The organism is Enterobacter sp. HK169 (genome assembly GCF_001719105.1).
Taxonomy (GTDB): Bacteria; Pseudomonadota; Gammaproteobacteria; order Enterobacterales; family Enterobacteriaceae; genus Enterobacter; species Enterobacter asburiae_B.
Map to the genome: position 1 here is coordinate 1985233 of NZ_CP017087.1, position 15366 is coordinate 2000598.

At 61.5% G+C, this 15366-nt stretch carries 16 protein-coding genes; 7 read left to right on the forward strand and 9 right to left on the reverse strand.

The window, feature by feature from the left end; genetic code table 11:
• The first annotated feature begins 2 nt into the window (after nucleotides 1-2).
• A complete protein-coding gene (locus EnteroDNA1_RS09365) occupies nucleotides 3-1427 on the forward strand; it encodes a 6-phospho-beta-glucosidase (protein WP_069303229.1) in 1425 nt (474 codons plus the stop codon).
• Nucleotides 1428-1529: 102 nt separating this feature from the next.
• Here EnteroDNA1_RS09365 and hycI read toward each other — a convergent pair whose 3' ends face one another.
• The 9 genes from hycI to hycA form a co-directional block, all read right to left on the reverse strand.
• Nucleotides 1530-2015, reverse strand: a complete 486-nt coding sequence (hycI, locus tag EnteroDNA1_RS09370) for a hydrogenase maturation peptidase HycI (protein ID WP_064673529.1) — start codon at nucleotides 2013-2015, stop codon at nucleotides 1530-1532.
• Nucleotides 2008-2418, reverse strand: coding sequence for a formate hydrogenlyase maturation HycH family protein (locus EnteroDNA1_RS09375; protein ID WP_033146381.1), 411 nt, complete (start codon nucleotides 2416-2418; stop codon nucleotides 2008-2010). The genes hycI and EnteroDNA1_RS09375 overlap by 8 nt, the downstream gene beginning before the upstream one ends.
• Entirely contained in the window at nucleotides 2415-3182 is a 768-nt protein-coding gene (locus EnteroDNA1_RS09380; protein WP_069303230.1) for an NADH-quinone oxidoreductase subunit B family protein, read from the reverse strand. The genes EnteroDNA1_RS09375 and EnteroDNA1_RS09380 overlap by 4 nt, the downstream gene beginning before the upstream one ends.
• Nucleotides 3182-3724, reverse strand: coding sequence for a formate hydrogenlyase complex iron-sulfur subunit (locus EnteroDNA1_RS09385; protein ID WP_010434471.1), 543 nt, complete (start codon nucleotides 3722-3724; stop codon nucleotides 3182-3184). The genes EnteroDNA1_RS09380 and EnteroDNA1_RS09385 overlap by 1 nt, the downstream gene beginning before the upstream one ends.
• A 9-nt stretch (nucleotides 3725-3733) precedes the next feature.
• Entirely contained in the window at nucleotides 3734-5443 is a 1710-nt protein-coding gene (gene hycE / locus EnteroDNA1_RS09390) for a formate hydrogenlyase subunit HycE (protein WP_033146383.1), read from the reverse strand.
• A 15-nt stretch (nucleotides 5444-5458) separates the two neighbouring features.
• Nucleotides 5459-6382, reverse strand: a complete 924-nt coding sequence (locus tag EnteroDNA1_RS09395; protein WP_039263381.1) for a respiratory chain complex I subunit 1 family protein — start codon at nucleotides 6380-6382, stop codon at nucleotides 5459-5461.
• A 1-nt stretch (nucleotide 6383) separates the two neighbouring features.
• A complete protein-coding gene (hycC, locus tag EnteroDNA1_RS09400; protein WP_069303231.1) occupies nucleotides 6384-8198 on the reverse strand; it encodes a formate hydrogenlyase subunit 3 in 1815 nt (604 codons plus the stop codon).
• A complete protein-coding gene (locus EnteroDNA1_RS09405) occupies nucleotides 8195-8803 on the reverse strand; it encodes a 4Fe-4S dicluster domain-containing protein (RefSeq protein ID WP_023308971.1) in 609 nt (202 codons plus the stop codon). The genes hycC and EnteroDNA1_RS09405 overlap by 4 nt, the downstream gene beginning before the upstream one ends.
• A gap of 70 nt (nucleotides 8804-8873) precedes the next feature.
• The gene (hycA, locus tag EnteroDNA1_RS09410) at nucleotides 8874-9338 is read right to left on the reverse strand and encodes a formate hydrogenlyase regulator HycA (RefSeq protein WP_033146386.1); all 465 of its coding nucleotides are present in this window, start codon (nucleotides 9336-9338) and stop codon (nucleotides 8874-8876) included.
• Between the two features lie 211 nt (nucleotides 9339-9549).
• Between hycA and hypA the strand changes: the two genes are divergently transcribed.
• From hypA to flhA, 6 genes are all read left to right on the forward strand, one after another.
• Nucleotides 9550-9900, forward strand: a complete 351-nt coding sequence (gene hypA, locus EnteroDNA1_RS09415) for a hydrogenase maturation nickel metallochaperone HypA (RefSeq protein WP_069303232.1) — start codon at nucleotides 9550-9552, stop codon at nucleotides 9898-9900.
• 3 nt (nucleotides 9901-9903) lie between these two features.
• Nucleotides 9904-10767: a hydrogenase nickel incorporation protein HypB gene (hypB, locus tag EnteroDNA1_RS09420; protein ID WP_069303233.1), complete on the forward strand. Its 864-nt coding sequence runs from the start codon at nucleotides 9904-9906 to the stop codon at nucleotides 10765-10767.
• The gene (locus EnteroDNA1_RS09425; protein ID WP_023308975.1) at nucleotides 10758-11030 is read left to right on the forward strand and encodes a HypC/HybG/HupF family hydrogenase formation chaperone; all 273 of its coding nucleotides are present in this window, start codon (nucleotides 10758-10760) and stop codon (nucleotides 11028-11030) included. The genes hypB and EnteroDNA1_RS09425 overlap by 10 nt, the downstream gene beginning before the upstream one ends.
• A 2-nt stretch (nucleotides 11031-11032) precedes the next feature.
• Nucleotides 11033-12154: a hydrogenase formation protein HypD gene (hypD, locus tag EnteroDNA1_RS09430; RefSeq protein WP_069303234.1), complete on the forward strand. Its 1122-nt coding sequence runs from the start codon at nucleotides 11033-11035 to the stop codon at nucleotides 12152-12154.
• Entirely contained in the window at nucleotides 12151-13161 is a 1011-nt protein-coding gene (gene hypE, locus EnteroDNA1_RS09435) for a hydrogenase expression/formation protein HypE (RefSeq protein ID WP_069303235.1), read from the forward strand. The genes hypD and hypE overlap by 4 nt, the downstream gene beginning before the upstream one ends.
• A 63-nt stretch (nucleotides 13162-13224) precedes the next feature.
• Entirely contained in the window at nucleotides 13225-15297 is a 2073-nt protein-coding gene (flhA, locus tag EnteroDNA1_RS09440; RefSeq protein ID WP_029739538.1) for a formate hydrogenlyase transcriptional activator FlhA, read from the forward strand.
• Nucleotides 15298-15366: the final 69 nt, after the last annotated feature.

The following is a 15366-nucleotide window of genomic DNA, read 5'->3' on the forward strand; positions in this document are numbered from 1 at the left end:
GAATGTCTGTTTTTCCACAAGGATTTTTATGGGGCGGCGCGCTTGCCGCCAACCAGAGTGAAGGTGCTTACCGTGAAGGCGGCAAAGGATTGACGACGGTCGATATGATCCCCCACGGCGCGAATCGCCTGGCGGTGAAGCTCGGTAAGGAAAAGCGTTTTTCGCTGCGTGACGACGAGTTCTACCCGAGCCACGAAGCGATTGATTTTTACCATCACTATAAAGAAGACATCGCCCTGATGGCGGAGATGGGCTTTACGGTGTTCCGCACCTCCATTGCCTGGAGCCGCCTCTACCCGAACGGCGACGAGCCGCTGCCGAACAAAGAGGGTATTGCCTTCTATCGCGCGATGTTCGAGGAGTGCAAAAAGTACAACATCGAGCCGCTGGTAACGCTCTGCCACTTCGACGTGCCGATGCACCTGGTGACGGAATACGGCTCCTGGCGCAACCGTAAGATGGTCGATTTCTTTGCCCGCTACGCCCGCACCTGCTTTGAAGAGTTTAACGGGCTGGTGAAATACTGGCTGACCTTCAACGAAATCAACATCATGCTGCACAGCCCGTTCTCCGGCGCGGGGCTGGTGTTTGAGGAAGGCGAAAACGAAGACCAGGTGAAATACCAGGCCGCGCACCACGAGCTGGTGGCAAGCGCGCTGGCGACCAAAATCGCCCACGAGGTGAACCCGGAAAACCAGGTCGGCTGCATGCTGGCGGGCGGCAATTTCTACCCCTACTCCTGCAAGCCGGAAGACGTGTGGATGGCGCTGGAGAAAGACCGCGAGAACCTGTTCTTTATCGACGTGCAGGCGCGCGGCAGCTATCCGGCCTACTCCGCACGCGTGTTCCGCGAGAAAGGCGTGGTGATAGTGAAAGATCCGGGCGACGACGAGCTGCTGAAAAACACCGTCGACTTTGTCTCGTTCAGCTATTACGCCTCGCGCTGCGCGTCGGCGGATATGAACGCGGGCAACACCAGCGCGGCGAACATCGTGAAGTCCCTGCGTAACCCGCATATTCAGGTGAGCGAATGGGGCTGGGGCATCGACCCGCTCGGCCTGCGCATCACCATGAACATGATGTACGACCGCTACCAGAAGCCGCTGTTCCTGGTGGAAAACGGCCTCGGGGCGAAGGACGTCATTGATGAAAACGGCGAGATCAACGACGACTACCGCATCAGCTACCTGCGCGAGCACATCCGCGCGATGGGCGACGCGATTGAGGACGGCGTGCCGCTGATGGGCTACACCACCTGGGGCTGCATCGACCTGGTGGCCGCCTCAACGGGCGAGATGAGCAAGCGCTACGGTTTTGTGTACGTTGACCGCGACGACGCCGGAAACGGCACGCTGGACAGAAAACGCAAGAAATCGTTCTGGTGGTATAAGAAGGTGATCGCGAGTAACGGGGCGGATCTCGAGTAGCCTGTCCTTACCCCTCACCCTCTCCCCATAGGGGAGAGGGAACCGTTTGGTGCGGTTTTCACCCTCTTTACTCCGGGAATAAAGGACTGCTCGGCGCGGTTTTCACCCTCTCCCCTCTGGGGAGAGGGCCGGGGTGAGGGGTTCAAACCCTCCATCCCCAACCCACTCCGCAAGCCGTGAATAGACCCGTTCTACCGCCTCCTTCACCGGCGGCGTCATCGGGTAATAAAACCCAACGATGTCCGGCTGAATCCCCAAAAACAGCACCTCGCCCACGTCGTCTTTAATCTGATCGACCAGGTAGTTCAGCGGCATATTGTGGGTGGTCATCATAAACATCTCGGCGATGTCGTCCGGGTCAATCAGGCGGATCTCGCCGGGGTTAAGCCCCATATCGGTGGCATCGACGATTAACAGCTTCTCCGGGCGCAGCTCGCGGATGGCGACCACGTCGTTTTCCGGCGCGCTGCCGCCGTCAATCACCACCCAATTGCCCTGCGGATTCGCGGCGCACATCTCTGCCAGCAGCGGGCCCGCGCCATCGTCGCCCATCATGCTGTTGCCGACACACAGTAAAACGTCAGTCACGTAATCTCCTCACCATCAGGTAGATGGCGCTCTCCTGGTGAATATCGTGCAGCATGCCGAGCAGCGTTTTGCTCCACGACTGCTGCTCGGGGGTTTGCCTGGCGAGCGCCGCGTCAAAGGCGTTGGCGAGCATCGCAATGTGGTTGGCGTCGATGACGATCTCGCCATACTTCGGCACGCCCTCCATTTTGCGCCGCGCCGTGCTGCCCTCCTCCAGCGTGGCGATCCACGCCAGGTACTCGGGCCACGGGCAGCTCAGCGCCGCCTCCAGGCAGTCAATCACCCCGAGGTGATGCCCAATCGCCAGGCTGTAATAGACCACCTGCTGCGCCGCATCCGGCGTGGCATCGTTCTCATCAATAAACTTACGGCTCAGCTGGCTGAACACCACCGTTTCACTCATCGGATACGCGCCTCATCCACGATGCTGTTCAGGTTCGCCACGATCTCATTGAGACGCGGATCGTTTTCCGCCTCCAGCCAGCGCACCACCTGATGGTCGCCCTGGCTCAGCAGGCGCAGATAATCGTCGGCAATCTGGCGGCCATAGCGGTAGCCCGCCAGCCTGCGCGCCGTGCGGTCAATCTTCACCCGCAGCGGCTGGACCATGTCCGGGTGCAGGATGGCCGCAGGCCGGTTGTCCAGCTCGCCCGGCTCGCGCGCGTGGATTTTCTGCTCCAGCAGGCCGAGCGCCATGGCAAAGCCGTACAGCGTCGCGGCGGGCGTTGGCGGGCAGCCCGGAATGTAGACGTCCACCGGCACGATTTTGTCGGTCCCGCCCCAGACGCAGTAGAGGTCGTGGAAGATGCCGCCGCTGTTGCCGCAGGCCCCGTACGAGATGCAGATTTTCGGGTCCGGCGCGGACTGCCAGGCGCGCAGCGCCGGCGAGCGCATGGCGCGGGTGACGGCTCCGGTAAACAGCAGGATGTCCGCATGACGCGGGGACGGCACCACTTTGATGCCGAAGCGCTCGGCGTCAAACAGCGGCGACAGCGTAGCGAAGATCTCAATCTCGCAGCCGTTGCAGCCGCCGCAGTCCACGCGGTAGACGTAGGCCGAGCGTTTGATTTTTTTCAGCAGCGACGCCTTCATGCTGGCGATGGACTCCTCCACCGTCATCGGCACCGGAATGCCGTTAGCGTCGCGCGGGCCGAGTAAATTTTCCATCAGCTGGCCTCTCTCATATGGCGGGTGATATCAATGCGGTCGGACGGCAGGAGACACTTCTGACGCTTGCACTCCGGGCAGGTTTCAAAGCTTTCGCGGTGATGCTCCGCGCGGGCGTCACCGTTGTGCTGCAGCAGCGCGATGGCGTAGTCGATCTCTTTTTGCACGGCGAACGGGCGCCTGCAGACGCGGCAGCTGCAAAGGTCAAAGCGCGACTGCTGCAGAAAATCCTCCTTCTTCCACACCGCCAGCTCGAATTCCTGCGACAGGCGAATGGCGACCGTCGGGCAGACCTCCTCGCAGCGGCCGCAGAAGATGCAGCGCCCGAGGTTAAACTGCCAGGCCAGCTCGCCGGTTTTGAGATCCGTTTCCACCGTTAAGGCGTTCGACGGACAGGCGTTGACGCAGGCCGCGCAGCCGATGCACTGCTGCGGGTTGTGCTCCGGCTTGCCGCGAAAGTTTTTATCCACCGGCATCGGCTCCAGCGGATAGCGGCTGGTCTGCGTGCCCGTTTTGATTACTTTTTTGATAAAGGTAAACATGGCGAGTCCTTATTTCAGCGGCGAGTTTTTACGCTCGATGCTGTAGCGCTCAAGCTCTTTGTACGGCACCACCAGGCTTTTCTTCTTGCGCACGTCGACGACGGTCATGCGGTCGGTGCACGAGTAGCACGGGTCGAGGCTGCCGATGATCAGCGGCGCATCGGATACGGTGTTGCCGCGCAGCATATAGCGCAGGGTTGGCCAGTTGGCGTAGGTGGCCGCACGGCAGCGCCAGCGGTAGAGCTTCTGGTTGTCGCCGGTCATGCTCCAGTGGATGTCGTCCCCGCGCGGCGCTTCGGCAAAGCCGAGGGCAAAACGGTTCGGAATGTAGGTGAAGCCTTCCACCATCAGCGGGCCGCCCGGCAGGTTATCGAGGCCGTAGTCGATCATGTTCAGGGCGGTGAACACCTCGTTGATGCGCACCTTGAGGCGCGAGATGACGTCGCAGCCCTGCTCGCTGTGCACGGTCATCGGCAGCAGGCCGTAGCCGACGAACGGGTGATCGGCACGCGTGTCGCGGGCGTGGCCGCTGGCGCGCACCATCGGGCCGACGTTGCTGAAGTCGCGGGCGATTTCCGGATCAAGACGGCCGATGCCGACGGTGCGCTGCTCGATGTTTGGCGTGCTGAGCAGCATGTCCACCAGCTCCTGCACGTCGCGGCGCATCTGCTGCGCCAGCTGGCGGGTCTGGATCATGTCGTCTTTCAGCAGGTCGCGGCGGATCCCGCCGATCAGGTTCAGGCCGTAGGTTTTACGCGCCCCGGTGAGGATCTCCGCCATCTTCATTGACGCCTCGCGCACGCGGAAGAACTGCATAAACCCGGAGTCAAAGCCGACGAAGTGGCAGGCCAGGCCGAGGTTCAGCAGGTGCGAGTGCAGACGCTCCACCTCCAGCAGAATGGCGCGGATCATCTGCGCGCGCTCCGGCACCACGATCCCCATGCCGTTCTCCACCGAGGTGGTGTAGGCAGTGCTGTGGGCGAAGCCGCAGATGCCGCACACGCGGTCAGAGAGGAACGTCACTTCGTTGTAGCCCATGCGGGTTTCCGCCAGCTTTTCCATGCCGCGGTGGACGTAGAACAGGCGGTAGTCGGCGTCGATGATGTTTTCGCCGTCGACAAACAGGCGGAAGTGGCCCGGTTCGTCTGAGGTGACGTGCAGCGGGCCGATCGGCACCACGTTGTTCTTCTTGCTGCCCAGCTCGTTGATAAACTCGTAGGTTTCGCTGTCGGTGGTCGGCGCCGGGCGCTGGCGGTAGTCCATGCTGTCTTTGCGCAGCGGATAGAGTTCGTCCGGCCAGTCATCCGGCAGCACCAGGCGGCGCTCGTCCGGCAGGCCGACCGGCACCAGGCCGTACATGTCGCGCACTTCGCGCTCGCCCCAGACGGCGGCGGGCACGCGCGGCGTGACGGACGGGTATTCCGGCTTAGCCGGGTCGACTTCCACGCGCACGGTGAGCCAGCACTTCTCGCCCTGCTCCATCGACATCACGTAATACACCGCATAGTTGCCGCACAGCTGGCGCTCGTCGTTGCCGAACAGCACCGACAGCCAGCCGCCCTGCTGGTAGTACAGAAACTCGACCACTTCCGGCAGATAGTTCACCTTGATGGTGACGGTTACCTGGTCTTTGGTTTGCCAGGACTCCTCCAGCACCACGCCGGGGAAAGCCTGATGCAACGCGGCGAGATACTGCTGACCTTTCTTTTCTTCAGACATAAATACTCTCTTTAATCACGCCACCAGCAAGGAGACGAACGCTAAAAATGCAAAACCAAAACCGGCCCAGGTGATGCGCGACGTTTCCACAAAACGCAGGCGCGCCATGCTGTTTTCAAACAGAGCAATCACCAGCACGCCGATCAGCAGCTTGAGGGCGGCAACCACCACGGCCAGCACCAGACCGCCTGCGGAGAAGTGCGTCATCTGCCCCCACGGGAAGAAGACGCCGACAAACATCTGCAGCACCACCAGCTGTTTGAGGCTGATGCCCCACTTCAGCACCGCGAAGCCGTAGCCGCTGTATTCGGTAAGCGGCCCCTCCTGCAGCTCCTGCTCGGCTTCCGCGAGGTCGAACGGCAGTTTGCCCATCTCAATAAACGTGGCGAACGCGCAGGCGCACAGCGCCAGCACCAGCGGGATCGAGCGCGCCACCGGCCAGTGGTAAACGGTGTGGGTGATAAAGCTGATGTGGGTGGAACCCGCCACCTGCGCGGCGACCCACAGCCCCAGCAGCAGGATCGGCTCCACCAGCACGCCGAGCATTGCCTCGCGGCTGGCACCGATGCCGGTAAACGGGCTCCCGGTGTCCAGGCCCGCAATCGCAAAGAAGAAGCGGGCGATGGCAAAGAGGTAGATAAGCGTGATCAGATCGCCAAGCACGGGCAGCGGCGACGCCACCGTCACCACCGGCAGCGCGGTGGCGATGGTCAGCATGACGCCCACCATCACAAACGGCGTCAGGCGGAAAACCCAGCCTGCGGCATCCGGCGCGACGCTCTGACGGGAGAGCAGTTTAAAGAGATCGCGGTACTCCTGGAGCACACCGGGCCCGCGACGGTTGTGCATCCGGGCGCGCGCCACGCGCGTGATGCCCGACAGCAGCGGCGCAGCGGCGAACAGCACCAGCGCCTGAAGAATTGCCAGTAACAGACTCATGTCAGGCTCCTCGTGAAATCACAATGACCACCAGCACCGCCAGCTCGATGACCGCCAGACGGCGGAACAATACGGGCGCGGCGGCGCTCTGCCAGCCGGGTACCCAGCCTACCGGGTTCAGCCAGTGGCGCAGCTTCAGCACGGCGGCGAAGTTCTCCTTCACCGGCATGGCGAAACCGTGGGCGGTGATGACCATCGACTGTTCGTGTTCGTAGCCGCAGGCCCACGCCGCACCGCGCGAGCGGGAGGCGAGCCGGTCGCGTTTGAAGAACAGCATCAGGACGAGCGGCAGCAGCGGTGCGCCAATCAGCAGCAGCGCGATCATGGGCTGAGAGACGGTGGTATTCGCCACGGTCAGCGGCAGAGGAATAGCGTTGCCCAGCAGCGGCAGCAGCCACGGCGCGGCGACGCCCCCCGCGATACAGCACAGCGCCAGCGCGACCACGCTGATGCCCATCAACAAGGGTGCGCAGCAGGCGTTTTCCGCTTCGCGGGTGCGCGGCGCGCCGAGGAAGGTCACGCCGTAGACTTTCGCCATGCACATCACCGCCAGCGCCCCGGTAATCGCCAGCCCGACCGCCAGCAGCGGGCCGAGCAGGCGTGCGATAAATGCGTCGCTCTGGCCGAGCGCGAAGAAGGACTGATAGATCACCCACTCCCCGGCAAAGCCGTTCAGCGGCGGCAGCGCGGCCATTGCCATCAGACCCACCAGCATGGCGAGTGAAATGACCGGCATCTTTTTGCCAATCCCGCCCAGCTTTTCGATATCCCGATGACCGGTGCGGAACCAGACGCTGCCCGCGCCGAGGAACAGGGTGCTTTTAAACAGGCTGTGGTTGACGAGGTGATACAGACCGCCGATAAACCCGGCGGCAATCAGCGCCGGATGATTGAGCGCCAGCCCGGTCACGCCCGCGCCCATTCCGAGCAGGATAATGCCGATATTTTCCAGGGTGTGGTACGCCAGCAGGCGCTGGATATTGTGCTCCATCAGCGCGTACAGGCCGCCGACGAACGCGGTAATCATTCCGGCGGCCAGCAGCACGACGCCCCACCACAGCGGCGGTTGTCCGCCGGTCAGCGTAATCGCCAGAATCCCGAACAGACCTACTTTCATCACCACCGCAGAAAACAGCGCAGCGGCGGGCGCGGAGGCATTCGCATGCGCCTGCGGCACCCAGCCGTGCAGCGGGATGATGCCGGCGAGCAGGCCAAAGCCGAGCACGCCCAGCAGCCAGACGTCATTCCCCAGCGGATGCCCGTTGAGCGCAGAGAAATCCAGCGTGCCGAAGCGGTGCCACACCAGCCAGCAGGCCAGCGCCAGCAGCAGCGTCCCGAGGCGTCCCAGCGCAAACCACAGCTTGCCGGAGGCGCTGCAGCCGGTCAGGAACACGCCGCACAGCGCCATAATTTCCGCCATCACCACCAGCGCGCCGAGGTTGCTGGCAATAACTGTGCAGACCGCCGCCGCCATCAGCAGGTTAACCAGCAGGCCGTTAGCCCTGGCGTGCGGATGGCGGTGCCAGTCGATATTGAACAGGCTGATAAACAGCCCGCACAGGCCAAACGTCACCAGCCAGATGGCGTTCAGCGGCGTGATCGCAACCGTGTGGCGAATCAGCGGCATCACGGCCTCTGAGGACTGGCCGCCGAGCAGGACATCGCCGCCTGCCGCCAGCGTCATCAGGCTAGCGACCGCCCCGCCGAGCCCGGCGATCGCGCCGCTCAGGGTTTTATGGAATGAGCAGATCAGCGCCAGAACAGCGGCGGCAGCAAAACAGGCTACCGCGCTGGTAATCATCATCGCCGCGTTCATTTCGCCCCCTCGTTAAGCGCCTGTAGCAGAGAAAGGTCGCCAAAATCACTGTTGATGGTCAGCTCGCGTTTACGCTTGCTGGTACGGGCGATGTCGCGAATGTTAACCAGAATCAACGCCTTAGTCGGGCAGGTGCGCACGCAGGCCGGGCCCTGCTCATCGAAGCTGCACAGGTCGCATTTCACCGCAACGGCACGGATGCCGGGCACCCAGTCCAGCAGCGTACTTACGCGTGCCGGAGCCGGTGGCGCGGGCGGGGCTTTTGGCGAGTTGGCGTTCGCCGGAATATGCAGCGGACGGCTGCCGGAAAATTCAATCGCGCCGAACGGGCAGGCAATGCCGCACAGCTTGCAGCTTACGCACAGGCTTTCGTTCAGCTGGACAGCGCCATCCACGCGGGTGATGGCATTCACAGGGCAGACGCCCGCGCAGGGGGCGTCTTCACAGTGATGGCAGAGCTGCGGGGCAGACTCTTTTTCATTACGCATGACGTGCAGGCGCGGCATGGACTGCAGCCCATGCAGGCGATGCGTTTCCGAGCACGCCGCCTCACAGGTTCGACAGCCAATACAGACCGTCGAGTCAGCAATTACAAAACGGTTCACCGGGTTATCCTCTGGTGATAGTCATTTTTGACGAAAAACTGTCTTGTCGACACTTCTCGACACGCAGGAGTCAGGCCACGTTCGCTGAGGTATTTCCATCCATCAGCTGCTTCAGGTTGACCGGAAGATCGTGTTCAACGGCGGCGTACAGGCCGTTATAGACCGGCGCGATTTTTTCCAGATAGTGCTCCAGCACCTGCTGGCGATCGCGGTTGCTGACGTGGCCATCCACCATGCCATCGGCCATCAGCTGCGCCTTCGCAATACACTGTTTTTCGCCGTCTTTTGTCTCGAGGTGGTACTCAATGGTGTGGCTGTTGAAGTTGTCCGCCAGGGTAACGTTGATGGTGAAATGGCCGAACAGGACGAAGCGCATGTCGCCCTGCGCCGCGCAGCTCATCGCGTGGTGAAGACGCGCTTTCGAGAGGGTGATGCCCTGAACCAGAGAGTTGCAGTAGAGGTGCCACTGGTCCTGCAGCTGCTGATGACGCTGCGCGATGTAATCCGCTTTTTCGCTGATTTCCCAAATAGTCATAGAAGGTATCCGTTTAATGGAGATAGCGGCTGTTAAGCAGATTCCATGCCAGTTTTTATCTTTATGATTTTAAATGGTTTTAATTGCAAAACCGCTGTCAACGCCGCGGTGTCGACGTGTCATTTCGACAGCGTTGACATCGTCACGCCTTAACAAAAATCAAGCTGGCACCGTTATTGCATTCAATGGCGCAATTCATTGAGGAGGCGTCATGCACGAAATCACCCTCTGCCAGCGGACCCTGGAGCTTATCGAACAGCAGGCAGTGCAAAACCACGCGAAGCGCGTCACCGGCGTCTGGCTGAAGGTCGGGGCGTTTTCCTGCGTCGAGACCCGCGCCCTGAATTTCTGTTTTGAGCTGGTGTGTCGCGGCACGCTGGCGGAAGGCTGCGAGCTCCATATCGAAGAGCAGCAGGCGGAGTGCTGGTGCGAGCAGTGCCAGCAGTACGTCACCCTGCTGTCATCAAAGGTTCAGCGCTGTCCGCAGTGTCAGAGCACCGGTCTTCGCATCGTGGCGGACGACGGCATGCAGATCCAACGCCTCGAAATCGAGAAGGAGTAAAGTATGTGTAGCACCTGCGGTTGCGCCGAAGGCAACCTGTATATAGAAGGGGATGAACATCGCCCCCATTCCGCGTTTCGCTCCGCGCCCTTTTCGCCAGCCCCGCGGCCAGCTGCGGCTTTAACCGGTATCACCTTCTCCCCGCAACGCTCCGCTGCGGGCGATCTGCACTACGGCCACGGCGAAGCGGGTACCCACGCGCCGGGCATCAGCCAGCGCCAGATGCTGGAGGTGGAAATCAACGTGCTGGACAAAAATAACCAGATCGCCGCCCGCAACCGCGCGCGCTTTGCCGCCCGCAAACAGCTGGTGCTGAACCTGGTCTCCAGCCCCGGCTCCGGCAAAACCACGCTGTTAACGGAAACGCTCAAACGCCTGAACGGGCGCGTCTCCTGCGCGGTGATTGAAGGCGACCAGCAAACCGTTAACGACGCGGCGCGCATTCGCGAAACCGGCACCCCGGCGATTCAGGTCAATACCGGCAAAGGCTGCCACCTGGATGCGCAGATGATTGCCGACGCCGCCCCGCGTCTGCCGCTGGCGGATAACGGCATTCTGTTTATTGAAAACGTCGGCAACCTGGTCTGCCCGGCAAGCTTCGATCTGGGCGAACGCCACAAGGTGGCGGTGCTTTCGGTGACCGAAGGCGAAGACAAGCCGCTGAAGTACCCGCATATGTTTGCCGCCGCGTCCATCATGCTGCTGAACAAGGTCGACCTGCTGCCGTACCTGAACTTCGACGTGGATAAGTGCCTGTCCTGCGCCCGGGAAGTGAATCCCGAGATTGAGATCCTGCTGGTCTCCGCCACGCGCGGTGACGGGATGGACGCCTGGCTGAACTGGCTGGAGAGTGAACGATGTGCATAGGCGTACCGGGACAAATCCATTCCATTGACGGGAACCAGGCCAAAGTAGAGGTCTGCGGCATCCTGCGCGACGTGGACCTGACGCTGGTGGGCAGCAGCGATGAAACGGGCGCATCGCGTCTCGGCCAGTGGGTGCTCGTCCACGTGGGGTTTGCCATGAGCGTGATTAACGAAGCGGAAGCCCGCGACACGCTGGATGCCCTGCAAAACATGTTCGACGTGGAGCCGGACGTGGGCGCGCTGCTGTACGGCGAGGAGCGTTAGCCATGCGTTACGTTGATGAATACCGCGCGCCGGAGCAGGTGCTGCAGCTTATCGGGCACCTGAAAACGCGCGCGTCGCTGCTGGACTACACGGCGGAAAAACCGCTGCGGATCATGGAGGTGTGCGGCGGACACACGCACGCCATCTTCAAATTTGGCCTCGACCAGCTGCTGCCGGAGAACATCGAGTTTATCCACGGCCCCGGCTGCCCGGTGTGCGTGCTGCCGATGGGGCGAATCGACAGCTGTATCGAAATTGCCAGCCAGCCCGACGTCATTTTCTGCACCTTTGGCGACGCGATGCGCGTGCCGGGGAAAAACGGCTCGCTGCTGCAGGCGAAAGCGCGCGGGGCCGACATCCGGATCGTCTATTCGCCGATGGATGCCCTGACGCTGGCGGAGGACAACCCCGCGCGCAAGGTGGTGTTTTTTGGTCTGGGGTTTGAAACCACCATGCCCGCCACCGCCATCACGCTGCAGCAGGCGAAAGCGCGCGGCGTCGGGAATTTTTTCTTCTTCTGCCAGCACATTACGCTCATTCCCACGCTGCGCAGCCTGCTGGAAGAACCGGGAAACGGCATTGACGCCTTTCTGGCACCGGGGCATGTCAGCATGGTAATTGGCACAGACGCCTACGGTTTTATCGCTGAACAGTACAATCGTCCGTTAGTGGTCGCTGGTTTCGAACCACTTGATCTACTGCAAGGTGTCACCATGCTGGTTGAGCAGAAAATAGCGGCCCTGAGTAACGTGGAAAACCAGTACCGCCGCGTGGTACCGGATGCGGGAAATGAACGGGCGCAGCAGGCGATAGCCGACGTGTTCAGCGTTGAGGGCGACAGCGAGTGGCGTGGTCTGGGGCTGATTGCCGAATCCGGCGTGCACCTGACGCCAGCCTATCGCTCGTTCGACGCCGAAGCGCATTTCCGCCCGCAGCCGCAGCAGGTTTGCGACGATCCCCGGGCCCGCTGCGGCGACGTGCTCACCGGTAAATGCAAACCGCATCAATGCCGGTTATTTGGCGATACCTGTAACCCGCAAACGGCGTTTGGCGCGCTGATGGTCTCCTCCGAAGGGGCGTGTGCCGCGTGGTATCAGTATCGCAACCAGGAGAGTGAAGCATGAATACGGTTGAAATGGCACACGGCAGCGGCGGACAGGCGATGCAGCAGCTGATTAACCGGCTGTTTATGGAAGCCTTCAACAACCCCTGGCTCGCCGAACAGGAAGACCAGGCGCGCATTGACCTTGCAACCCTCACCGCGCAGGGCGACAGGCTGGCGTTCTCCACCGACAGCTACGTGATCGATCCGCTGTTCTTCCCCGGCGGCGATATCGGCAAGCTCGCCGTCTGCGGCACGGCCAACGACGTAGCGGTCAGCGGCGCCATTCCGCGCTACCTCTCCTGCGGATTTATCCTCGAAGAGGGGTTACCGATGGAGACGCTCACGACAGTGGTCAACAGCATGGCGCAGACCGCGCGCGAGGCGGGGATAGCTATCGTCACCGGCGATACCAAAGTGGTGCAGCGCGGCGCGGCCGACAAGCTGTTTATCAATACCGCCGGCATGGGGGCGATCCCCGCCGATATTCACTGGGGCGCGCAGCGGCTTAGCGTGGGCGACGTGCTGATCGTGACCGGAACGCTGGGCTGCCACGGGGCGACCATCTTAAACCTGCGCGAAGGTCTGGGGCTGGACGGGGAACTGCGCAGCGACTGCGCGGTGCTCACCCCGCTGATCCAGACGCTGAGGGGTATTCCCGGCGTGAAAGCCCTGCGGGACGCGACGCGAGGCGGCGTGAACGCCGTGGTCCACGAATTTGCAGCAAGCTGCGGGTACGGGATTGAACTCACCGAGCGCAGCCTGCCCGTTAAGCCTGCCGTTCGCGGCCTTTGCGAACTGCTGGGCCTTGACCCGCTCAACTTTGCCAACGAAGGCAAACTGGTGATTGGCGTTGAACGCGCGTCAGCGGAAGCCGTTCTTGAACAGCTGCGGGCTCATCCGTCAGGAAAAGAGGCGGCGATGATTGGTGAAGTGGTTGAGCGCAAAGGGGTGCGCCTGGCCGGGCTGTATGGCGTGAAGCGGACGCTGGATCTGCCGCACGCGGAACCCTTACCCCGAATTTGCTAGAACCGCGCCAAAAGCGGTCAGCACTGAATGTCTCTTTTTTGCCAGTTTCTATTGGAAAGCAATATGCCGTATACACCGATGAGCGATCTTGGACAGCAGGGCCTGTTTGACATCACGCGCACACTTTTACAGCAGCCCGATCTCGGCGCGCTGAGCGATGCCCTGACGCGGCTGGTCAGGCAATCGGCGCTGGCGGACAGCGCCGCGATTGTGCTCTGGCATAGCGGAACGCAGCGCGCGAGCTACTACTCGACGCGTGATAATGGCAAAACGTTTGAATACGAAGACGAAACGTATCTGGCGCATGGCCCGGTGCGCCGCATACTCTCCCGGCCAGAAGTGCTGCACTGCAACTTTGCGGAGTTCCGCCAGGCGTGGCCGAAGCTGGCGGAGAGCGACCTTTATCAGCCTTTCGGGCATTACTGCATGCTGCCGCTGGCGGCTGAGGGCCAGATTTTTGGCGGCTGCGAGTTTATCCGCACGACCGACCAGCCCTGGAGCGAGGCGGAATACGAGCGCCTGCACACCTTTACCCAGATTGTGGCCGTCGTCGCGGAGCAGATCCAAAGCCGCGTCACCAATAACGTCGATTACGACCTGCTGAGCCGCGAGCGCGACAACTTCCGTATTCTGGTCGCCATCACCAACGCCGTGCTCTCCCGCCTGGACATGGACGAGCTGGTCAGCGAAGTTTCGAAAGAGATCCACCACTATTTCAAAATCGACGCTATCAGCATTGCGCTGCGCGGCCATCGCAAGGGCAAGCTGAACATCTACTCCACGCATTATCTCGATGAAGCCAACCCGGCGCACGAGCAGAGCGAGGTGGACGAAGCGGGCACCCTTTCCGAGCGGGTCTTCAAAAGCAAAGAGATCCTCCTGCTCAACCTGAACGAGCAGGACCCGGTCGCGCCGTACGAGCGGATGCTGTTTAACACCTGGGGCAATAAAATTCAGACCCTGTGTCTGCTGCCGCTGATGTCCGGCAACACCATGCTGGGCGTGCTAAAGCTGGCGCAGTGCGAGGAGGGCGTGTTTACCACCGCCAACCTGAAGCTGCTGCGCCAGATTGCCGAGCGTATTTCCATCGCGCTGGATAACGCCCTCGCCTATCAGGAAATTCATCGCCTGAAAGAGCGGCTGGTGGATGAGAACCTGGCCCTGACCGAACAGCTCAACAACGTGGACAGCGAGTTTGGTGAAATCATCGGGCGCAGCGACGCCATGTACAGCGTGCTTAAGCAGGTTGAGATGGTGGCGCAAAGCGACAGTACGGTGCTGATTCTGGGCGAAACCGGCACGGGCAAAGAGCTGATAGCCCGCGCAATCCACAACCTGAGCAACCGCAACAGCCGACGGATGGTGAAGATGAACTGCGCCGCGATGCCTGCGGGACTGCTGGAAAGCGATCTGTTCGGCCACGAGCGCGGAGCATTCACCGGGGCCAGCAGCCAGCGGCTGGGCCGTTTTGAGCTGGCCGACAAAAGCTCGCTGTTCCTCGACGAAGTGGGCGATATGCCGCTGGAGCTACAGCCGAAACTGCTGCGCGTCCTGCAGGAGCAGGAGTTTGAGCGCCTGGGCAGCAACAAGCTTATCCAGACCGACGTGCGGCTGATTGCCGCCACCAACCGTGACCTGAAAAAAATGGTCGCCGACCGCGAGTTTCGCAGCGATCTTTACTATCGTCTGAACGTCTTCCCGATCTTCCTGCCGCCGCTGCGCGAGCGCCCGGAAGATATCCCCCTGCTGGTCAAAGCCTTTACCGCGAAGATCGCACGCCGGATGGGGCGCAACATCGACAGTATTCCTGCCGAGACGTTGCGCACTCTTTCATCGATGGAATGGCCCGGCAACGTGCGCGAGCTGGAAAACGTCATCGAACGCGCGGTGCTGCTGACGCGCGGTAACGTGCTGCAACTCTCCCTGCCTGAGGTTACGCTTCCTGACGTGACCGCGCCCGCCGCCGAGACCGCAAAAGAGGGAGAAGATGAATATCAGCTCATTATGCGCGTGCTGAAAGAGACCAACGGCGTGGTCGCCGGGCCAAAAGGTGCCGCCCAGCGTCTGGGGTTAAAACGCACCACCCTGCTGTCACGCATGAAGCGTCTCGGGATTGATAAAGAGAGCCTCATTTAAGACCTTATTCCGGCGGTGTTTTTCTGACACCGCCTTTTGTTCCCCTGCGTAATTGTCCCTCATTGACAC